At 62.0% G+C, this 20,269-nt stretch carries 17 protein-coding genes; 5 read left to right on the forward strand and 12 right to left on the reverse strand.

Features of this window, described 5'->3' with window-relative positions:
* The first annotated feature begins 827 nt into the window (after positions 1 to 827).
* On the forward strand, positions 828 to 1,136 hold the full coding sequence (locus L0U80_RS15660) for a hypothetical protein (protein WP_233866278.1): 309 nt from the start codon (positions 828 to 830) through the stop codon (positions 1,134 to 1,136).
* 172 nt (positions 1,137 to 1,308) lie between these two features.
* On the opposite strand, the gene L0U80_RS15665 is transcribed toward L0U80_RS15660, so the two are convergent.
* The 11 genes from L0U80_RS15665 to L0U80_RS15715 all read right to left on the reverse strand — a co-directional run bounded on the left by L0U80_RS15665 (position 1,309) and on the right by L0U80_RS15715 (position 14,467).
* Positions 1,309 to 2,613 carry an NAD(P)/FAD-dependent oxidoreductase gene (locus L0U80_RS15665; RefSeq protein WP_233866281.1) on the reverse strand — a complete coding sequence of 435 codons (1,305 nt, stop codon included), beginning with the start codon at positions 2,611 to 2,613 and terminating at the stop codon, positions 1,309 to 1,311.
* Positions 2,613 to 3,905 (reverse strand): NAD(P)/FAD-dependent oxidoreductase, encoded by a 1,293-nt coding sequence (locus tag L0U80_RS15670; RefSeq protein WP_233866283.1) that lies wholly within the window; start codon positions 3,903 to 3,905, stop codon positions 2,613 to 2,615. Before L0U80_RS15670 ends, L0U80_RS15665 begins: the two co-directional genes overlap by 1 nt.
* 61 nt (positions 3,906 to 3,966) lie before the next feature.
* On the reverse strand, positions 3,967 to 5,550 hold the full coding sequence (locus L0U80_RS15675; RefSeq protein WP_233866286.1) for a DUF3138 family protein: 1,584 nt from the start codon (positions 5,548 to 5,550) through the stop codon (positions 3,967 to 3,969).
* A gap of 170 nt (positions 5,551 to 5,720) precedes the next feature.
* Complete coding sequence (locus L0U80_RS15680) at positions 5,721 to 6,632, reverse strand: ABC transporter permease subunit (protein ID WP_233866288.1); 912 nt, start codon at positions 6,630 to 6,632, stop codon at positions 5,721 to 5,723.
* Positions 6,629 to 7,597, reverse strand: coding sequence for an ABC transporter permease subunit (locus L0U80_RS15685; RefSeq protein ID WP_233866290.1), 969 nt, complete (start codon positions 7,595 to 7,597; stop codon positions 6,629 to 6,631). Before L0U80_RS15685 ends, L0U80_RS15680 begins: the two co-directional genes overlap by 4 nt.
* A 13-nt stretch (positions 7,598 to 7,610) precedes the next feature.
* Positions 7,611 to 8,765, reverse strand: a complete 1,155-nt coding sequence (locus L0U80_RS15690) for an ABC transporter ATP-binding protein (protein WP_233866291.1) — start codon at positions 8,763 to 8,765, stop codon at positions 7,611 to 7,613.
* A 253-nt stretch (positions 8,766 to 9,018) separates the two neighbouring features.
* The gene (locus L0U80_RS15695; protein WP_233866293.1) at positions 9,019 to 10,140 is read right to left on the reverse strand and encodes a polyamine ABC transporter substrate-binding protein; all 1,122 of its coding nucleotides are present in this window, start codon (positions 10,138 to 10,140) and stop codon (positions 9,019 to 9,021) included.
* Between the two features lie 78 nt (positions 10,141 to 10,218).
* The gene (locus tag L0U80_RS15700) at positions 10,219 to 11,652 is read right to left on the reverse strand and encodes an aspartate aminotransferase family protein (RefSeq protein WP_233866295.1); all 1,434 of its coding nucleotides are present in this window, start codon (positions 11,650 to 11,652) and stop codon (positions 10,219 to 10,221) included.
* 115 nt (positions 11,653 to 11,767) lie between these two features.
* A complete protein-coding gene (locus L0U80_RS15705) occupies positions 11,768 to 13,102 on the reverse strand; it encodes a glutamine synthetase family protein (protein WP_233866297.1) in 1,335 nt (444 codons plus the stop codon).
* A gap of 28 nt (positions 13,103 to 13,130) precedes the next feature.
* Positions 13,131 to 13,940, reverse strand: coding sequence for a gamma-glutamyl-gamma-aminobutyrate hydrolase family protein (locus L0U80_RS15710; protein WP_233866299.1), 810 nt, complete (start codon positions 13,938 to 13,940; stop codon positions 13,131 to 13,133).
* Between the two features lie 302 nt (positions 13,941 to 14,242).
* Positions 14,243 to 14,467 carry a hypothetical protein gene (locus L0U80_RS15715; protein ID WP_233866301.1) on the reverse strand — a complete coding sequence of 75 codons (225 nt, stop codon included), beginning with the start codon at positions 14,465 to 14,467 and terminating at the stop codon, positions 14,243 to 14,245.
* A 405-nt stretch (positions 14,468 to 14,872) separates the two neighbouring features.
* Here L0U80_RS15715 and L0U80_RS15720 point away from each other — a divergent pair, with 405 nt between their 5' ends.
* From L0U80_RS15720 to speB, 3 genes are all read left to right on the forward strand, one after another.
* A complete protein-coding gene (locus L0U80_RS15720; protein ID WP_233866303.1) occupies positions 14,873 to 15,442 on the forward strand; it encodes a cupin domain-containing protein in 570 nt (189 codons plus the stop codon).
* Between the two features lie 81 nt (positions 15,443 to 15,523).
* Positions 15,524 to 17,014 carry an aldehyde dehydrogenase gene (locus L0U80_RS15725; protein ID WP_233866306.1) on the forward strand — a complete coding sequence of 497 codons (1,491 nt, stop codon included), beginning with the start codon at positions 15,524 to 15,526 and terminating at the stop codon, positions 17,012 to 17,014.
* Positions 17,015 to 17,137: 123 nt separating this feature from the next.
* Positions 17,138 to 18,100, forward strand: a complete 963-nt coding sequence (gene speB / locus L0U80_RS15730) for an agmatinase (protein WP_233866308.1) — start codon at positions 17,138 to 17,140, stop codon at positions 18,098 to 18,100.
* Positions 18,101 to 18,106: 6 nt separating this feature from the next.
* Here speB and L0U80_RS15735 read toward each other — a convergent pair whose 3' ends face one another.
* On the reverse strand, positions 18,107 to 18,550 hold the full coding sequence (locus tag L0U80_RS15735) for a MarR family winged helix-turn-helix transcriptional regulator (protein ID WP_233866311.1): 444 nt from the start codon (positions 18,548 to 18,550) through the stop codon (positions 18,107 to 18,109).
* Between the two features lie 171 nt (positions 18,551 to 18,721).
* Here L0U80_RS15735 and L0U80_RS15740 point away from each other — a divergent pair, with 171 nt between their 5' ends.
* Entirely contained in the window at positions 18,722 to 20,260 is a 1,539-nt protein-coding gene (locus L0U80_RS15740) for a DHA2 family efflux MFS transporter permease subunit (RefSeq protein WP_373322208.1), read from the forward strand.
* Positions 20,261 to 20,269: the final 9 nt, after the last annotated feature.

The raw sequence follows: 20,269 nt of genomic DNA on the forward strand, positions 1-20,269 counted from the left end.
GTTGTTGCTTTCAGTTAAAAATCCCGTAGCGGCGAAAATCGACGATTCAACCGTCGTGTTTCGACAGCGATTTCTTCTGCGACGTGGGTTGCGGCTCGACCATGAAATGCGGTAGAGATCCGCGCGGTCGATTTCATGACGCGCTACGCGCGGAACATTGCGACGGCGCTTTCCGGGCGTTCTGACGGGTACGATTCACGAAATGAGGGCGTTGCGACGGACCGTGCGGCCATTTTTCTGCCGGGCGAGTTGTCTGCGAGTCTCCAGTTGTCAGTCGCTTTTGATTCTTGAGTCGCATGGCAATTCGCCGCACTTCATTGCGCCGTATGGACAGAACGAAATAGTGAAGGACAGTTGCCCTCATCTGCGGAGGGATAAACGCACGCCTTCCATGCACTCTGATCTTCGCGCCACCACGCGTATGCGATGTCGTGCGAGCGACGCTCACACAGAATTCAATCCCGTGGGTGAATGCCGATCCGATTCGAAATTCTGATTGTTGTGTGCACAATGATCATCGGAAGGCGCGATGTTACTAAACGTATATTTCACGCCCGTGACGATGAAAAGTCAAAGCATGTGTTGGCCGGAACGTACAGTGGTGTTGCACACCAGGGAAAATCCGGAGTTCGTTCGGGTTGGAATTATTTTCCGCCAGGCGCTGTCCAGCGCCATTCCGGGTTTTATATTTCGCGTCGACCCAAAGCCGTACGGGCGTCACAGCCTGTTACCAATCTCGCATAGCCGTTTCACCTGCGTCCAGACCGCCACCCTAAACTCCGAGCCGTGTTCACGATGAACGCACTTGATCTGCGAGGAGCAGCACTATGAACAAGAAGCTTGTTGTGGCGGCACTCGGAGGTGCCATCCTTGTGGCATCGACTGCGGCGTCGGCCCATGTTGACGTGGGAATCGGCATCGGACTGCCGGGTGTCGTCTATGCCCCGGCGGAACCGGTTTATGTCGCGCCGCCGCCGCCCGTCGTCTATGCGCCGGCGCCTGTCGTGGTCGGATATGGCGACGGCGATTGGCGCGCGCGGGAGTGGCGTGAACATGAATGGCGTCGCCGCGAATGGCGAGATCACGAATGGCGAGATCACGGGTGGCACGGCCGTGACCGCGAAGACCGCGATTGAATTGATGTTCAACTTCAGGGCGGCGCCCCGGATTTGCCTGATCTTGTCGTCGGCTAATCAGGTTACGGGGCAGTCGCACCATTCTCGCGGCGAGCAATTCGTGCGTCAGGCCCATGCGGTACCGCTTGTACGGACCCTAACGCCGCTTCCCTGACGCTCCACGAGCGCAAACTCACAGCATGTCCATCACCCGGTGATAAAGCATGCCGATTTCGACCGCGGGCCGCCGCCATGCGGGGCCACCGGGGAAGCGTGCATGCCGCAACTGCGCGAACAGATCGAACGAAGCGCTTTCCCCCGCGATCGCCTGAGCGACGACGCGTCCGGCGATGCCAGTCAGCGCAACGCCGTGGCCTGAAAAACCCTGCACGTAGAAGTAGTTCGGATCGATCACGCCGAAGTCCGGTGCGCGATTGCGCGTGACGTCAACGAAGCCACCCCACGCATAGTCCACCTGCGTACCCGTGAGTTGCGGGAACACGTCAGCCATGCGCTTCTTCATCGTCTCGGTCAACTGCGCGGGCGACGCGCCCGTCGAGTCGGCCCGGCCGCCGAACAGCATGCGGTGGTCAGCGGAAAGACGGAAATAGTCGAGAAGGAAATTGTTATCGCAGACAGCGGCGCGCCCGGCAATCAGTGCGTCGGCGCGTTCTTTTCCGAGCGGTTCGGTCGCGATGATGTACGACGCGATCGGCGCAATGCGTGCGGCGACATCCGGCGGAAGCACGCCGCCAGGCACGGCGTTGCAGCACGATACGACAAAGCGGCAGCGCACTTCGCCACGCGCGGTCTTCACGACACGACGCACGCCGCGCACGACTTTCAGCGCGCGCGTATGTGCGAAGAGTTGTGCGCCTTCGCGGCGAGCTGCATCGGCGAGACCGAGGCAGTATTTGAGCGGGTGCAAATGGCCGGAGACCGGATCGAACACGCCTGCCAGATAACGCTGCGATGCGACGCGCGCATGCGTCGCATCGGCATCGAGCCATTCGAGCCGGTCATAACCCCAGCGCGAGCGCGCGGCGTCCATCCATGCGCGCAAGTCGGGTATGCGCCTGGTCCTGGTTGCGACTGTGACGTAACCGGCCGTGAAATCGCAGTCGATGCCGTAGCGTTCGATGCGCTCGCGCACGAGTCCGACGCCCTCAATCGAAAGCGCCCACGCGGCGCGCACACCTTGCGCGCCGAGTTGTTTTTCGAGCACTTCGTCCTTGGCAAAGCCGACGAGCGTTTGTCCGCCGTTGCGTCCGGACGCGCCCCAGCCGGGCCGGTGTGCATCGAGTACGACGACCGATAATCCGCGCGCGCGGCATTCCAGCGCGACGGATAAACCGGCGAAGCCAGCACCGATCACGCACACGTCGGCGTCGAGCGCGCCTTCGAGCACGGGATCGTCGTCAGCGGCTCGGGTGACCGTTGCTTCGTAGTAGGAGTTACGGGCGAGAGAACTCGCCTGGGCGTCGAGAGTTGCAGTCATTAAAGTAGGTCCTTCATTCGATACCACGCCATTGCGAGCACGAGGGCAGGGGTTCGCAACAGGGCTCCGCCGGGGAAATCGCGGTGACGGATCTTACCGAACAGGTCGAAGCGCGCGGCCTGGCCGTCGATGGCCTCGGCGATCAGCTTGCCCGCGAGCCCCGTCGTGTTGACGCCGTGTCCTGAGAACCCCTGTGCGAAATAGACGGTCGGCTTGAGCCGGCCGAAATGCGGCGCGCGATTCATCGTGATGTCGACGAAACCGCCCCACGCGTAATCGACTTTCACATCGGCAAGTTGCGGAAAGGTCTTCAGCATGTCGCCCCGCATTGCCTCACCGAGGTCGCGCGGCTCGAACGTCGAATAGCTCACCTTGCCGCCCCACAGAAGACGCGTGTCGGGCGCGGGCCGGAAATAGTCGAGCACGAAGCGGCTGTCGCACACGGCCGCTTGGGCCGGCATCAACGCGGCCATGCGTTCCTTTCCGAGCGGCTCGGTGGCGATCACGTAGGTGCCCACCGGCATGATCTTGCGCGAGAGTTGTGGCGCGAGCTTGCCAAGATAAGTGTTGCAGGCCAGTACGACGAATTTCGCTCGTACCTTGCCGCGCGCGGTTTCTACAACGTGGCCGCCTTGCTCGTCGTAAAGGCGCGTCACGGCGCTGTCCTCGAACAGGCGCACGCCCGCAGCGACTGCGGCGCGCGCGAGGCCCAGCGTGTAGTTGAGCGGGTGCAGGTGGCCGCTGTCCGGATCGTAGAGACCGCCTTCATACCGCGACGATTGCACGTACTGGCCGACGTCGTTCGCGTCGACATACTGGAACCGGTCGTAGCCGAAACGTGAAGCTGCTTCGTCGCACCAGCGCTTGAGGGAATCGACATCGCGCGGCTTGTTCGCAGCGGTGAAGTAGCCGTGCGTGAGCGCGCAGTCGATATTGTGTTTCGCCACGCGTGACTTCACGATGTCGAGCGTTTCGAGGCCCATGGCCCAGATCTGCTTCACTTCGTCCTCGCTCATGAACGAGGCGAAGGCGTCGATGTCACAGGCGAAGCCGCCAATCAGTTGTCCGCCGTTGCGTCCGCTCGCAGCCCATCCGACCTTCGACGCCTCGACGAGCGCAACGCTATAGCCGCGTTCGGCGAGGTTCAGTGCCGCCGAAACACCGGTCAGGCCCGCGCCGATCACGCAGACATCGGCGGTGATCGTGCCTTCCAGCACGGGATGACGAGTCGAATCGTTGGCGGTGGCCGCGTACCACGACGGGGCGTGAGACTGATTGGCGAATTTGAGCATAAGTGAGCGTCCAAACAAAAAGCGGACGGCGCCGCAAAGGCCGCCGTCCGCCACAGGCTCGTTAGAACGAGTAGATGAACTGCGCGCCGAGCAGGTCGTTGTTCTTGCTGTACGAGCCGTCGCTGCGCAGGAACACCTTCTGCGTAGCCCAGTCGTGGCGATACTCGACCTTGACCTGGATCTGCTGGGTCGGGAAGAACAGCAGATCGAGTGCTACGTCCTGACGCGTCGCGCCCTTGCACTCGGTGCCGAAAGTCGACGAATTGACAACGCAGTCTGCACCGATGCCAAAGCCGTTGTTGGTATCCATGCCGTTGCCATTGAGCGCGATGCCGCCGCCGCCGCCGCCGTTCTTGGTGTTGACGAGCACGTCATAGCGTGCGGTCACGCCCATCGGGCCCACCGACGGCAAGCTGAACTTGCGGTGCGCAAGCAGCGACAGACCGTACCACTGCGCGTTGCCGCCGTTGAACGCAGCACGCTGCTGCTGGCCGTAATCGACCTGGGCGTTGTATTGCAGGTCCGCGAGCGTGTAGGTCGCGTCCATCTGGCCGAAGAGGAAGTAGCCTCCCGAGCTCGTCGCAAAGCCGCCCGGACCAAAACCAGGGCCACCCGTAAGCGGATTGGTGCCGCTTGCCAGCGTCTGGCGTCCGATGTTGAACGAACCGCCGACATCCAGCGCGCTCGACCAGGTGTAATCAACACGCGCGGTAAACGTCGGGACCCTGTTGCTCACCGTGATCGGATCGCCCAGGGCGTTCGTGCCGGTCTGCGTTTGCGCGCCATACGTGCGGTACTGCTCGTTGGCGATCATGAACTTGTACGACCAGTTGCCGCTCGGTGCCCAGTTCCAGCCCACGCCTACGTAGCTGCCCGGATCGGAGAAATCGTAGAGCAGGTTGTGCGTGAGGGTCAGCATCAGGTTGGACTGCTGCACTTCATAGCCGCCGAAGCTCGGCATCAAACCTGCAACGAACGTTCCCGTGGAGGTAACCGGCACGGTGATGATCGCCGTGTTCAGGATGTTGTTGCCGATCTCGCCCTTATGGTTGGCCAACAGATTAATACCGTTGCCGCGGTTAGGCATGATCGAAACTTCTGCCGACGGTGCCATCGGTCCGACACCGAACGTCTTCTTGATGTCGAGGTACAGGTCGCCGAACGTACTGTTGAAGTAGTTGTAGTCGGTCGAGTGGTTCGCAAACAGGAACGACGACGTATTCTGCGCGCGATTGTAGATGTACGTCGGGTCGATGTAGCCCGTGATCGACAGACCCGAGAGCGGTCCGGTGTTCGCTGCGTCGGTGAGCGAATCAACCTTGAGCTGCTGGTTGGCGATCTGCTGCTTCATCGTATCGACCTGGTCGTTGGTCAGACGCGCCGGTGCACTGCCGTACTCGGGCGAGGTCACGTCCACAACCTGAGCGGGCGCTGCAGCCACCGGTGCCGGTGCCACTACCGCCGCGTTCTTCGTGGCGCTCTTCGCACCCTTCGATTCTGCCAGTTCGGACTTGAGCGATTTCACCTCTTTTTGCAGCGCGTTCAATTGCGCCTGCAGGGCTTTGATCTGGTCACTGGTCGTGTCCGCCATGGCGAGCCCCGGCAGCGCCCCGGCAACCAGCAAACAGATTAACTTCTTCCTCATCAGGATTCTCCTTGTGGGTCGTTATTGCAAAGACATCGGCGTGTGAATCAGGTACCCCGTTTGCGTACGGCTCGCCCCTGCGAGCCGTACGCCCCTCTACACGTTTGCCGCGTGATGTTGCTTCGCGTTGTGCGTCAGGTTGTATTTCCAGTGCTGCAGATCTGCTCCGCTCAGGCCGCTCTGCGGCCAAGCGGTTGGCCCACCGCGCCCACAGGTGCTGCGGGCTTAACGGACTCGGCGGGTTCGGGTTGCATGAACGCCAGCTGCATATCGCGCAGGCGCTTTTTCTCGCGGGCCGTCATCAACTGGTTCACGATGACCACCCCGATCGTCACCGCGCTGATAAAGAGCGTGGCCAGCGCGTTCATCTCGGGATTCAGGCCAAGACGTACGCGCGAGAACACAACGAGCGGCAACGTGGTCGAACCCGGGCCCGAGAGGAACGCGGAGAGCACGAGATCGTCGATCGAGAGCGTGAACGAGAGCAGCCAGCCGGAGAGCAGGGCCTGCGAGATCAGCGGCAGCGTGATGACGAAGAACACCTTCAGCGGCGTGGCGCCCAGATCGAGTGCGGCTTCTTCGAGCGAGCGGTTCATCTCCTTCACACGCGACTGAACGATGATCGCGACGTAGGAGACGCACAGCATCACGTGACCGATCCACATCGTGATGATGCCGCGGCCCTTCGGCCAGCCGAGCGTCTGCTCGAGCGCCACGAACAGCAGCAGGAGCGAAATACCCTGAATGACTTCGGGAATCACGAGCGGTGCGTTGATCATGGCCGTGTAGAGCGTGAAGCCCTTGAAGCGGCCCATGCGCGCGAGCACATAGCCTGCCCACGTGCCGATCGCGACCGACGCGAACGCGGTCATCAGGCCGATCTTCAGCGAGAGCCACGCGGCGGTGAGCAGTTCGTCGTCGTGTAGCAGCGCGGCGTACCACTTGAGCGAGAACCCAGACCAGACGGTAACGAGCTTCGACTCGTTGAACGAATAGACAATGAGGCTGATGATCGGGATGTAGAGGAACAGAACCCCGATCGTGAGCACGCCTGCCGAGAGTGCGCGGTTTGGCTTGATCATTTGCCTTCCTCCAGTTCCTTGACCTGGTAGTACTGAAAGACCGCCATCGGCACGAGCAGCAGCAGCACCATCGCGACCGTCACTGCGGACGCCATCGGCCAGTCCATGTTGTTGAAGAACTCGTCCCACATGACGCGGCCGATCATGAGCGTGTCGGCGCCGCCGAGCAGCTCGGGAATCACGTACTCGCCCACCGCCGGAATGAACACGAGCAGGCTGCCCGCGATGATCCCGTTCTTCGAGAGCGGCAGCGTGATCTGCGTGAACGCGACCCACGGCTTCGCGCCGAGGTCATACGCGGCTTCCAGCAGCGTGAGGTCCATCTTGACGAGGTGCGCGTAGAGCGGCATCACCATGAACGGCAGATACGAATAGACCATGCCGATCTGAACGCCCACGTCGCTGTGATAGAGCCGCAGCGGCGAAGAAATGAGGCCGATCGCCATGAGCGCGTGATTGAGCAGGCCGTCGTCCTTGAGGATGCCGATCCACGCATAGACACGGATCAGGAACGACGTCCAGAACGGCAGCATCACGCCCATCATGAGCACGTTGCGCGTGGCCGGATTCGAGCGCGCGATGAAGTACGCGATCGGATAGCCGATCAGCAGGCACAGGATGGTGGAGACCGCGGCCATCTTGAGCGAGCTGATATAGGTGGCGATGTACAGGTCGTCCTGCAGCAGGAACGCATAGTGCGAGAGCTGCAGCGCGAAGTGCACGACGCCGTCTTTGATCTGGACGATGCTCGTGTACGGCGGCACGGCCATCGCCTGGTCGGTGAAGCTGATCTTCAGCACGAGCAGGAACGGCACGGCGAAGAACAGCGTGAGCCACAGGAACGGGATGCCGATGACGGCGGTGCGGCCCGAGGGCACGAAGCGCGAGAGGAAGCGCACAAGCGCACCGCGCCTCACGCCGCCGGCCGCTACCGGCGCGCCGCTGGTGGGAATAGAGGTACTCATTTCGGCATCCTCCTCATTGCGTGAGCACGACGCCGCTGGCCGGCGCCCACGAGACGTAGACGTCGTCGTTCCAGGCGGGAGCACCCTCGTTCAGGAGGTGCGAACTCGAGAGGTTCGAAACGACCACCTTGCCGCCCGGCAGGCGCACGTGATAGAGCGAGTAGCTGCCCATGTAGGCGACGTCGGTGACCACGCCGCGCGCCCAGTTGGTTGTCGTGCCGGGTTTCTCGCGCGTGACGCGCACGCGCTCCGGACGCACGGAGATACCAACGGGCATGCCGAGAGGCCCGGTGATGCCGTGGCTCACGTACATGCGTGTTTCGAGTTCGTCGCTTTCCACGAAGATGTGATCGGGTTCGTCCTCGACCACGCGGCCCTCGAAGAGGTTGGTCGAGCCGATGAACTCGGCCGAGAAGCGGCAGTTGGGGAATTCGTAGACTTCGCTCGGCGAGCCGATCTGCATGATGCGGCCCTCGCTCATGACGGCGAGGCGGTTCGCCATGGTCATCGCTTCTTCCTGATCGTGCGTGACCATCACACAGGTGACATCGACCTTTTCGATAATGTTCACGAGTTCGAGCTGTGTCTTCTGGCGGATCTTCTTGTCGAGCGCGGACATGGGCTCGTCGAGCAAGAGCAGCTTGGGGCGCTTGACGAGCGAGCGCGCGAGCGCGACACGTTGCTGCTGGCCGCCCGAAAGCTGATGCGGTTTGCGCTGGCCATAGCGGCTCATCTGCACGAGGTTCAGGGCGTCGGCGACGCGCTCCTTGATCTCGTTCTTCGGGACGCCTTCCTGCTTGAGGCCGAATGCGACATTCGACTCGACGCTCATGTGCGGAAACAGCGCGTACGACTGGAACATCATGTTGACCGGGCGCCGGTACGGGGGCAGCGTCGCGAGGTCTTCGCCGTCGACGTAGATGCGGCCCGACGTGGCAGTTTCGAGTCCTGCGAGCATGCGCAGCAGCGTGGACTTGCCGCAGCCGGAGCTGCCGAGCAGCGCGAACAGTTCGTTCTTCGCGATGTTCAGGCTCACGTTGTCCACGGCGGTGCTGTCGCCGAATTTTTTGACGACGTTTTCGATTCGCACGAAAGCGTCATTGGAGCTGGCCCTGGTGCCCGATGCACCCACGGCTGGATTGGCGTTGACTTTTGACGTCGAATTCATGATGTAACCTTGGTTCCTTTCTGATCGCAGGCACGAGTCGACCCGCACGGGGCGCATGACGCGACTCGCGGACTTCTGCGAACGAGGCTCGGGGAAGGCTGCGCGGCCTTAGTGCAACTCACACAATTGAGGCGACCGAGGTGACCTGGGCGCGCGCAGCCGGACTACCACCGCTGACTTCAGGCGGAGAGGGGTCGAGCGATCCCTCTTCCGCAGTGTCTCCTTCGCTTCATTTCCAGACGGCTTCTGTCAATCAATGGCCCGTCTTGAGCTGAGCCCACAGACGGTTTTCCAGACGCAGGATGTCGGCCGGCATCGGCTTCATTAGCGTCATCTTCTTGAGAACTTCATCCGACGGGTACACGGTCGGATCCTGGGCGACGCCCGGCGTCACGAAAGTGCGTGCGGCCTTGTTTGCCGTCGGATAAAACACTTCGTTCGTGATCTGCGAGTTGACCTTCGGATCTTCGATGTAGTTGATCCACTTCATCGCTGCTTCGGGGTGCGGTGCATCCTTCGGCACGACCATCACGTCGAACCACAGCAGACCGCCTTCCTTCGGGTTCGTGAACTTGAGTTCATACGAACGCTTGGCTTCTTCGGCACGGCGGTGCGCGATGCCGACGTCACCCGACCAGGCCACTGCGACGCAGATGTCGTTGTTCACGAGGTCGTTGATGTAGCCCGACGAGTTGAACTGGGTGATGTACGGGCGGACTTTCTTCAGCACTTCAAAGGCGGCCTGATAGTCAGCCGGATTCGTGCTGTTCGGGTCCTTGTGCATGTATTGCAGCGTGGCGGCGAACACGTCCACGGCCTGGTCGAGGAACGACACGCCGCAGCCCTTCAGCTTCGAGAGATATTGCGGATCGAGCACGAGCGCCCAGCTGTCCAGCGGCGCGTTGTCGCCGAGTGCCTTCTTGACGGCCTGCACGTTGTAGCCGATGCCGTCGGTGCCGAAGGCCCAGGGCACGCCGTACTGATTGCCCGGATCGGCGTCCGCGATCATGCGCATGAGCGTCGGATCGAGGTTCGACAGGTTAGGCATGTGCGCCTTGTCGAGCTTCTGGTACACGCCTGCCTGAATCTGCTTGGCCATGTAGTTCGAGGTCGGCACGACGATGTCATAGCCCGAGCTGCCTGCGAGCAGCTTGGCCTGCAGCGTGTCGTCGCTGTCGTAGTTGTCGTACTTGACCTTGATTCCGGTCTGCTTTTCGAAGTTCGGAATCGTGTCCTTCGCAATGTAGTCGGACCAGTTGTAGACGTTCAGCACCTCATCGGCCGCGCTGGCCGTTTGGCTCGAAGTAGCCGTGAGACCCGCGCACAGGGCGAGGGCAGCTGTCGCGACCGCATGACGAAGATGACAAACACTCATGTTGGTTTCCCCTGAAGATGAAGATGGATCGGCAGTGCCTTTACCCCGAGACATGCCACCGACCCCTGACAAGTGGTATTACAAAAGACCCAGTTGCTGCGCCGTTGCGTCGATGGCCTTCTTCGCCTTCGACACGAGTTCGTCGATTTCGCTACGCGTGATCACGAGCGGCGGCGAGAGCAGCATCCGGTCGCCCGTCGCACGCATGATCAGATTGCCGTTGAAGCAGAAGTCGCGGCACAGCGTGCCGACATCGCCGCCGTTCGCGAAGCGCTTGCGCGTCTTCGGATCTTGAGCGAGTTGAATGCCTGCAACGAGACCGACGCCGGAGATGTCACCCACGATCGGATGATTGGCGAGCGCTTCGCGCAGGCGTTGCTGGAAGTACGGTCCGGTGTCGTGCTTCACGCGCTCGACAATGCCTTCGTCGCGCAGCAGCTTGAGGTTCGCGACCGCGACAGCGGCTGCCACCGGGTGACCCGAGTACGTGAGACCGTGATTGAAGTCGCCGTTCTCGATGATGGCCTTTGCGACGCGATCATGGAGGCCCACCGCGCCCATCGGCACGTAACCGCTCGTGAGGCCCTTGGCCATCGTGATCAGGTCAGGCTCGAAGCCGAAGTGCTGATGCGCGAACCATTCGCCGGTACGACCGAAGCCGCCGATCACTTCGTCGGCGCAGAGCAGGATGTCGTACTTGCGGCAGATGCGCTGGATTTCCGGCCAGTAGGTCGACGGCGGGAAGATCACGCCGCCCGCGCCCTGGAACGGCTCGCCGATGAACGCAGCGACGTTCTCCGCGCCGACTTCGAGGATCTTCGCTTCGAGCTGCTGCGCACGCGCGAGGCCGAATTCTTCCGGCGTCATGTTGGCTTCGGCTTCGCCGAAGAAATACGGCTGGTCGATGTGAACGATGTTCTCGACCTTCGACGGCATCTGTTCGTGCATGTACCCCATGCCGCCCAGCGTTCCGCCCGCGATGGTCGAACCGTGATAACCGTTCTTGCGCGAGATGACGATCTTCTTCGATGCCTTGCCCTGCGTGAACCAGTATTGATGCACGATGCGCAGCACCGTGTCGTTGCCCTCGGAACCGCTGTTGCAGTAGAAGAAGTGGTTGAACGGCGCCGGCGCGAGTTGCGCGAGCAGTGCCGACAATTCGATGACCGGCGGGTGCGTCGTCTTGAAGAACGTGTTGTAGTACGGCAGTTCCTGCATCTGCTTGTAGGCGGCGTCAGCGAGTTCCTTGCGGCTGTAGCCGACGTTCACGCACCAGAGGCCGGCCATGCCGTCGATGATCTGGTTGCCTTCCGAATCCCACAGGTACACGCCCTTCGCCTTCACGATCACGCGGCTGCCGTGCTTGTTCAGCGAGCCCATGTCCGAGAACGGATGAATGTGGTGCGCGGCGTCGAGGGCGCGATACTCGGCCGTCGAGCGCGCGGTTTCTGCGCGCAGCGTCGTCGGTGCGGCCTGGATCACGCTTGCGGGGGCATCGATTCGATAACTCATTGCTTGTCTCCTGTCGATGGGACTTGGCGCTTCAGCGCTTAGTCCCATCCCATGTAAAACGGTTGATGGGATGGGGCGCTTTAGCGCTTCGTCCCATCCCATGCAAAGTATTCAGTTACACGTGCAGCAGAAGATGCTTGCGTTCCCACGAACTTATCACGCGGAAATACGCTTCATATTCCGTTTCCTTGAGCGCCAGATACGCACGCACGAACTTCTCGCCGAGCATCTCCTTCATCGGCTCGCACGAACTCATCAGCGTGATGCCCTCTTCGAGGTTGCGCGGAAGTTGATACGGCAGCGCGTAGCCGTCGCTCACGAGCGGCTCGGTCGGCTTCAGATGCTGCGTGAGGCCGAGATAACCTGCGGCGAGCGTCGCGGCGATAGCGAGGTACGGGTTCGTGTCCACGCCCGGAATGCGGTTCTCGACGCGACGCGCGGCCGGCGACGAGTGCGGCACGCGGAAGCCCACCGTGCGGTTGTCATAGCCCCACGCGACGTTGATCGGCGCAGCCATAAAGCGCGACAGACGGCGGTACGAATTGATGTACGGCGCGAAGATCGGCATCAGCGCAGGCGTGTATTTCTGCAGGCCCGCGATGTACGCGTAGAACATGTCGGTGGCCTTGCCGTCTGCGCCGGTGAACAGGTTCTGGCCGCTTTCCGCGCTGACGAGGCTCTGGTGAACGTGCATGGCCGAACCCGGCTCGTTCTCCATCGGCTTCGCCATGAAGGTCGCGTACATGTGGTGGCGCAGCGCAGCTTCGCGGACCGTGCGCTTGAACAGGAACACGCGGTCGGCGAGATTCAGCGGATCGCCGTGCATGAAGTTGATTTCCATTTGCGCGGCGCCGACTTCGTGAATCAGCGTATCGACTTCGAGGTCCTGGACGTCACAGTACTCGTAGATGTCTTCGAAGAGCGGGTCGAATTCGTTGACCGCTTCGATCGAGTACGCCTGGCGGCCCGTCTCCGGACGCCCCGTACGACCGACCGGCGGCACGAGGGGAAGGTCCGGGTCCTTGTTCATGTCGACGAGGTAGAACTCCAGCTCCGGCGCGATGACCGGCTTCCAGCCCTTCGCCTCATACATTTCGAGCACGCGGCGCAGCACGCGGCGCGGCGAAATTTCGACGGGCGTGCCGTCGAAGTGGACGCAGTCGTGAATCACCTGGGCGGTGGGGTCGACGGCCCACGGAATGATGCGGATCGTCGAGGCGTCCGGCACGCAGACCATGTCGGGGTCGGTGACGCCAGTGAAGCTGTCGTCTTCCGGATACTCGCCGGTGACGGTCTGGATCATGACGGCTTGCGGCAGGCGCATGGATTCGCCCGATTCGAACTTGCTGCGCGGGATGATCTTGCCGCGCGCGATGCCCGCCATGTCGGGGATGATCGCTTCAACTTCGGTGATGTGATGCTTCTTCAGGAATTCGTCGATGTCATGCATGATCGTTCTCTCTATCTGTTGGGGCGCTTCAGGCGTGCACGGCGCAAGGCGCCTCGGCGTTCTGCCTGGTTGCCCCGCCCGGTATTCGGGCGAGCATGCGTGCACGGCAGGCTTCGCCGAACGCATGGAATATCGCGGTGGAAAGGGCGTTTTGTGCGTGCTCCCACTCGGGGTGCCACTGCACACCCAGGGCGAAAGTGCGCGCGTTGGCAACGCTCACGGCTTCGATGAGACCATCCGGCGCCTGTGCTTCGGCCACGAGGCCCGCGCCGAGCCGGTCGATCCCTTGACCGTGCAACGAGTTCACGTGTGCTTCGTGCGCGCCGCCTGCGAGCCGTTGCAGCAGACCGCCATCGACGAGCGAGATCGCGTGAGCCGGACCATATTGCTCAGCGAGCGAATCGGCCTTGTTCTCGCGGTGATCGTCGAAGCCTTCCACGGCGTGGACCTGTTGATGCAGCGTGCCGCCGTACACCACGTTCATTTCCTGGAAACCGCGGCAGATCGCGAGGACCGGCACGCCGGCCTCGATCGCGGCGCGCATCAGCGGCAGCGTCGTGGCGTCGCGGTGCGAGTCGTGCAGCGTGCCCGGCTCGCTTGGCGCACCACCATAACGATGCGGCTCGACGTTCGAATAGCTGCCGGTGAAGAGCAGTCCATCGACGGCGTCGAGCAGATCGGCTGCGGCCTGACGCTCGCCGAACGCAGGCACCAGTAGTGCCAGCGCACCGGCGCCATCCACCGCAGCGGCGATGTACTTCTCGCCGGTGACGTGCGACGCGTGCGGTCCCATCATGTTTCGATCGGCAGTGACGCCGACCAGGGGTTTCATTCGCATGGCTAAAGTTTCACTTCCTTAACCCGGGTGCCGCGTATTGACTTGTATTGCAGCGATACCACGGGCGTGACATGACCTTGCAACCCTGCATCAAGCAAGGCCGCAAACCTGAGGCACGGCAGGACGGGCGCTAACGCATCGCACTGCGCGTGGAGATCATGTAGGCGGTTCGTTTCCGGCCGTTGTGGGGCGCAACCGTGGTGAGGCGCGCGCAGCCACGTCGCTCGCGTAAGGCAGGCTTCGCGTGCGAACTACGGCAACTGCAACGGCAGCGGCAACGAACTACGCTGGAAGGGAAGGCGCTATGGCAGGAGCGATGCGACTTCGTCGGTGTGGACAGCGATGAAGGCGCGCGCGGAGACGGCGTTACGACGCCGGACCGACCGGCGCGAAAGTATCGTGATGGCGGAAAGGTGCAGGCGAGGGGCAAGCCTGCCGCTACTGCCATCGGCGATGGCAGCGCAGTCACCGCGAAGACACCTCGCATGACTACGTTTCCACCTGACCAGAGGGCCACGGACTCTCACAATTGCACTCGACTGAGTAATGTTGAAGTTGGGTCATTCCAGCGATAAAGATTCGCATGGCGAATGCTTCGTCAACCGGAATGCAGTCGCCGCCTGAAGCCCTTCACATTGCTACGCTTATTGCTGCGTTGCAGTGTGGCGGAGAGAACTCCATAACGTTCGACCTGTGATTGAGGATATACGAGCCAAAAAGGCCGTCAATTATTTTTTTACGCTTTTTTTGTTAGCACTTACCCGAATTCCAGAAAAAAGCCTGTCGCCATAAGCAGATAGGTACTAAATATTCGTCAATTTCAAATGGCTTGCACGGGTTTCTACTAACAGAAAAAAAAGCAAACTGATTAGAATATTCAACACGTTTCCCACGCCGTCCGCGTGAACGCTCTTATGTAAACGGTTCCTAACGTGTCCGATTCCGTGTCGTCGTCCACTGAAGTTGCTGTCCGCCTGCGCTGCGTTCGCAAGCGGTATGGTCTATCTCAGCGCGAGCTTGCGAAGCGAGCGGGCGTCACCAATGGTGCGATCTCGCTGATCGAACAAAGCCGGGTCAGCCCATCAGTTGGGTCGCTCAAGAAATTGCTCGAATGCATTCCGATGAGTCTCGCCGAGTTTTTTACGTTCGACCTTGACGAAGGGGGCAGCGTGGTCTCGCGGCGCGACGAGATGCCGAATCTCGGCAACGCCTCCATCGAGTTCTACCTCGCCGGCGCGAACGTGAAAGACCGCAACATGGGCATCATGCGCGAGGTGTACCAGCCGCTCGCCGATACGGGCCCCGAAATGCTGACGCATGCGGGGCAGGAAGGCGGCGTCGTGGTGTCCGGCCAGATCGAACTGACCGTCGACGGCACGACCTGGCTGCTCGACCCCGGCGACAGCTACTACTTCGAAAGCCGCTTGCCGCATCGCTTTCGCAATCCCAGCGCGAATGACATCTGCGAGCTGGTGTCGGCGAATTCGCCGCCCACGTTCTGATCTATCTTTCGCGCGAACCCCGGGCGTACGCCGCAATGTGCGCGGCGCTCACGGCCCATTGCACAACATTGAGGCATCCTGATGGAAAAGAAGACCCTCGCTTTCTGGCAAGACAAGGCCGCGACACTGTCGATTGAAGGCCGAGCATTCATCGATGGCGCGTATCGCGACGCTTACTCGGGCCGCACCTTTGATTGTGTGAGCCCGATCGACGGCCGCGTGCTCACGGCCGTCGCGGATTGCGGTGCCGCCGATGTAGATGCGGCGGTAGCCGCTGCACGCCGCTCGTTCGACGCGCAGGTGTGGGCCGGCCTGAATCCGCGAGCACGCAAGGCAATCCTGCTGCGCTGGGCCGCGCTGATGCGCGAGCACCTCGACGAACTATCGCTGCTCGAAACGCTCGACGCGGGCAAGCCGATTGGCGACACGACGACTGTCGATGTGCCGGGCGCAGCGTATTGCGTGGAATGGTTCGCGGAGGCCATCGACAAGGTGGGCGGCGAAGTCGTGCCCGCCGATCATCATCTCGTTGGCCTCGTCACGCGCGAGCCGATTGGCGTGGTCGCCGCTGTGGTGCCGTGGAATTTTCCGATCCTGATGGCATCGTGGAAATTCGGCCCGGCGCTCGCGGCGGGCAACAGCGTCGTGCTGAAGCCCTCGGAGAAGTCGCCGCTCACGGCCATTCGCGTCGCGCAACTCGCGCACGAAGCAGGCATTCCGGCGGGCGTGTTCAACGTGCTGCCGGGTGGCGGAGAGCCGGGCAAACTGCTCGCGCTGCACCGGGACGTGGACTGCATCGCGTTCACGGGTTCGACGGGCGTCGGCAAGCAGATCATGCAATACGCGGGCCAGTCCAATCTCAAGCGCGCATGGCTCGAACTGGGCGGCAAATCGCCGAATATCGTGCTGCCGGACTGCCCGGATCTCGACCGCGCCGCGAACGCCGCTGCCGGTGCGATCTTCTACAACATGGGCGAGATGTGCACGGCGGGTTCGCGCCTGCTCGTGCATCGTGACATCAAGGACGTGTTTCTCGCGAAGCTCGTCGAGGCCGCGCGCAACTACGTGCCGGGCAATCCGCTCGATCCGAAGACGACGATGGGCGCCATCGTCGACAAGATCCAGCTCGAGCGTGTGCTCGGCTATATCGAGGCGGGCCGCAAGGAATCGAAGCTGCTGCTGGGCGGCAAACGTGTGAACGAAGCAAGCGGTGGCTACTATATCGAGCCGACCGTGTTCGACACGCACCACGATTCGAAGGTCGCGCGTGAAGAAATTTTCGGGCCGGTGCTTTCGGTCATTACGTTCAGCACGATCGACGAAGCGGTGCGCATCGCCAACGATACCGACTACGGCCTTGCCGCCGCGGTCTGGACGTCGAACCTCACGCACGCGCACGATATTTCGCGCCGTCTGCGCGCGGGCACCGTATGGGTCAACTGCTACGACGAAGGGGGAGATATGAACTTCCCGTTCGGCGGTTTCAAGGAATCGGGCAACGGCCGTGACAAGTCGCTGCACGCACTGGAGAAGTACACCGAGCTGAAGTCCACGCTCGTGAGGCTGCGCTAAAGGATTCGCAAGCCAGCGCGGCGGCAGACACGGAAAGCCTGCCGCTGCGTTCCCAATGAATCCGACCGCCGCGGCGCGCTTTTATCGATTCGAGCGCTGCGGTCCTTTCAATCAGGTCATTGCATGAGTGCCATCATTCATGGCGACGGCGCAATTCGCCGTCCATCGCTTTACGGTTCATCCATCGAAAACACCTACGGCGGCGTGCTGTCGTTCATGCGACGCAACTACACGCGCGAACTCGACGGCGTCGATGTCGTCGTGTCGGGCGTGCCGCTCGATCTCGCCACGACGTTCCGCTCGGGCGCGCGACTTGGGCCCAGCTCAGTGCGTGCAGCCAGCGTCCAGCTGGCCGAGCTGCATCCGTACCCGTGGGGCTTCAATCCATTCGACACGCTCGCCGTGACCGATTACGGCGACTGCTGGTTCGACGCGCACAATCCGCTGTCGATCAAGCCGGCCATCATCGAGCACGCGCGCACGATCCTGCGCTCGAACGCAAAGATGCTCACGTTCGGCGGCGATCACTTCATCACGTATCCGCTGTTGATCGCGCACGCGGAGAAGTACGGCAAGCCGCTTTCGCTGATCCACTTCGACGCGCATTGCGACACCTGGGCCGACGATTCACCGGACAGCCTCAATCACGGCACGATGTTCTACAAGGCTGTGAAGGACGGCCTCATCGATCCGAAGACTTCGGTGCAGGTGGGCATTCGCACGTGGAACGAGGATTTTCTCGGCATCAATATGCTCGATGCGGCGTGGGTTCACGAACACGGTCCGGCGGCTGCGCGCCAGCGAATTCTGGACATCGTGGGCGACCGGCCCACGTATCTGACCTTCGATATCGACTGTCTCGATCCGGCGTTCGCGCCCGGCACGGGCACGCCGGTGCCCGGCGGACTTTCGTCGGCGCAGGCGCTTTCCGTCGTGCGCGGACTCGAAGCCGTCAACCTGATCGGCGCCGACGTGGTGGAAGTGGCGCCGGCCTACGATCAGAGCGAGATCACGGCGATCGCTGCCGCGCACATCGCGTGTGATCTGCTGTGCCTGTGGCGCCAGCGCAAGGTGGCGGGAAAATAACGGGCGTTAGCGTTCGACGAGCGGACCCAGATTGGCGCGCACGCGCTGAAGCATCTGGCTGAACTGCTCGGCTTCTTCAGGCGTGAAGCCCGAGAGGGCTTCCGCCTGCACTTCATCCCCCACGCGGCGCGCGGCCGCGAGCACGCTTTCCGCCTTTGGCGTGAGGCTCACCTGCAATTCGCGCCGGTCGTCCGGATTGGCCGTGCGCGCAACCCAGCCGTTTTCCTCCAGTCTTTCCAGCAGCCGTCCAGCCGAAATTGGCGCGACTTCGAGCCGCTCGGCAAGGCGCGCCTGATTCATGTCGCCGTAATGGGAAAGGTACGCGATCGTCCGGCATTGCGCGCGCGTGAGTTCCAACGACGACTTCGCGAGGTCGTCGTAGCGCTTGCCGTAGAGCCGGCCCACATCGGCGATCAAGAAGCCGAACCGTTTTTCGAGGTCGCTAGTCATGGGCGCGATTATACGGACGAAGGGTGCAAGCTCGGACAAAGCGCGGCCCCACATTCGGGCGATGCCCCGATTTCCCCCGAATTCTTCCCGCATTTCCCCCGATTGCACCGCGCATTGCTATCCGTATAATAAGCAGGCTTATTATTTCCCCCAGCAACCGTTCCTTTCACGATGACTGCAGTCGCCCAGGGCGGCAAGACCGCGCCGCTCAACCGGGGCATGATCACGCTGTCGATCATGCTCGCCACGCTCATGCAGACGCTCGACAGCACGATCGCCAACGTCGCGCTTCCGCACATGCAGGGTTCGATGGCGGCATCGCAGGACGAGATCACGTGGGTGCTCACGTCGTATATCGTCGCGGCGGCCATCGCCACACCGCTCACGGGGTGGCTCGCCGACCGCTTCGGCGTGAAGCGGTTGCTTGGTTTCGCGATTGCGGGCTTTACGGTGGCGTCGGCGCTGTGCGGCCTTTCGAACTCGCTCGGCGAGATCGTTGGCTCGCGGCTCTTGCAGGGCGTTTTCGGCGCATCGCTCGTGCCGCTCTCGCAGTCGATCCTTCTCGACATCAATCCGCGCGACCGCCAGGGCCAGGCCATGGCGGTGTGGGGCATGGGCGTGATGGTCGGGCCGGTGCTTGGCCCGACGCTCGGCGGTTGGCTCACGGACAGCTATAACTGGCGCTGGGTGTTCTTCATCAATGTGCCGGTCGGTGCGTTCGCGTTCTTCGGCGTGTCCACTTTTCTGCCGGCCCGCGATCCCGCACGCCAGACGCGATTCGATATGTTCGGCTTCGCCACGCTTGCGCTCGCCATTGGCGCGCTGCAGGCGATGCTCGACCGCGGCGAGCAGCTCGACTGGTTCAGTTCGCTCGAAATCCGCATTTACGCACTCGTCGCGGCGCTCAGCTTTGCGTTCTTCATCGTGCATACGGCCACCCACGGGCCGCACACGTTCTTCCGCTATCAGTTGCTCAAGGACCGTAACTTCGCGACGGGCACGTTCTTCATCTTCGTGATCGGCGCGGTGCTCTACGCGACGCGCGCGCTACTGCCGCCGATGCTGCAGGGCCTGATGGGCTATCCGGTGGCGCTCACGGGCCTCGTCACTGCGCCAAGTGGCGCGGGCACGATGGTCGCGATGCTGATCGCGGGGCGTTTGCTGAGACGCGTCGATGCGCGCGCACTGCTGCTGTTTGGCTTTGTCGTTTCCGCGTTTTCGTTGTGGCAGATGATGCAGTACACGATTGTGCTGTCGCGCTCGGACATCGTGTGGCCGGGCGTCATTCAGGGCTTCGGTCTCGGCTTTGTGTTTGTGCCGCTATCGGCGCTCACGTTTTCTACGCTCACGCCCGAACTGCGCGCGGACGGCACAGCGACATACAGCCTGATGCGCAATATCGGCAGCAGTATCGGCATTTCGGTCGTGCAGACGTTCTTCACGCGCGGCACGCAGGTCGCCCACGCGAATCTTGCGGAGCACATCACGCCGTTCGATCCCGCGGTCCAGGCGATGCTAGCGAACGGATCGCCGTACAATCTCGGCGTGCTCAATCAGACGATCACGCAGCAGGCGCAGATGATCGCCTACCTGAACGACTTCAAGATGATGTTCGTCGCGACGCTGCTCGTGATTCCGCTGCTCGTGCTGATCCGGCCTTCGTCCCACAGCGCCCCCGCCGCAAACTCGAGCCACGCGGCGATGGACTGAGCATCCGGC

The organism is Paraburkholderia adhaesiva (genome assembly GCF_021390575.1).
GTDB lineage: Bacteria > Pseudomonadota > Gammaproteobacteria > Burkholderiales > Burkholderiaceae > Paraburkholderia > Paraburkholderia adhaesiva.

Coding starts and splice junctions, on each gene's coding strand:
- L0U80_RS15690 (WP_233866291.1), bottom strand. CDS start 8,765: ATGAATTCGACGTCAAAAGTCAACGCCAATCCAGCCGTGGGTGCATCG.
- L0U80_RS15685 (WP_233866290.1), bottom strand. CDS start 7,597: ATGAGTACCTCTATTCCCACCAGCGGCGCGCCGGTAGCGGCCGGCGGC.
- L0U80_RS15660 (WP_233866278.1), top strand. CDS start 828: ATGAACAAGAAGCTTGTTGTGGCGGCACTCGGAGGTGCCATCCTTGTG.
- L0U80_RS15695 (WP_233866293.1), bottom strand. CDS start 10,140: ATGAGTGTTTGTCATCTTCGTCATGCGGTCGCGACAGCTGCCCTCGCC.
- L0U80_RS15700 (WP_233866295.1), bottom strand. CDS start 11,652: ATGAGTTATCGAATCGATGCCCCCGCAAGCGTGATCCAGGCCGCACCG.
- L0U80_RS15670 (WP_233866283.1), bottom strand. CDS start 3,905: ATGCTCAAATTCGCCAATCAGTCTCACGCCCCGTCGTGGTACGCGGCC.
- L0U80_RS15725 (WP_233866306.1), top strand. CDS start 15,524: ATGGAAAAGAAGACCCTCGCTTTCTGGCAAGACAAGGCCGCGACACTG.
- L0U80_RS15665 (WP_233866281.1), bottom strand. CDS start 2,613: ATGACTGCAACTCTCGACGCCCAGGCGAGTTCTCTCGCCCGTAACTCC.
- L0U80_RS15740 (WP_373322208.1), top strand. CDS start 18,722: ATGACTGCAGTCGCCCAGGGCGGCAAGACCGCGCCGCTCAACCGGGGC.
- L0U80_RS15680 (WP_233866288.1), bottom strand. CDS start 6,632: ATGATCAAGCCAAACCGCGCACTCTCGGCAGGCGTGCTCACGATCGGG.
- L0U80_RS15710 (WP_233866299.1), bottom strand. CDS start 13,940: ATGCGAATGAAACCCCTGGTCGGCGTCACTGCCGATCGAAACATGATG.
- L0U80_RS15675 (WP_233866286.1), bottom strand. CDS start 5,550: ATGAGGAAGAAGTTAATCTGTTTGCTGGTTGCCGGGGCGCTGCCGGGG.
- speB (WP_233866308.1), top strand. CDS start 17,138: ATGAGTGCCATCATTCATGGCGACGGCGCAATTCGCCGTCCATCGCTT.
- L0U80_RS15735 (WP_233866311.1), bottom strand. CDS start 18,550: ATGACTAGCGACCTCGAAAAACGGTTCGGCTTCTTGATCGCCGATGTG.
- L0U80_RS15705 (WP_233866297.1), bottom strand. CDS start 13,102: ATGCATGACATCGACGAATTCCTGAAGAAGCATCACATCACCGAAGTT.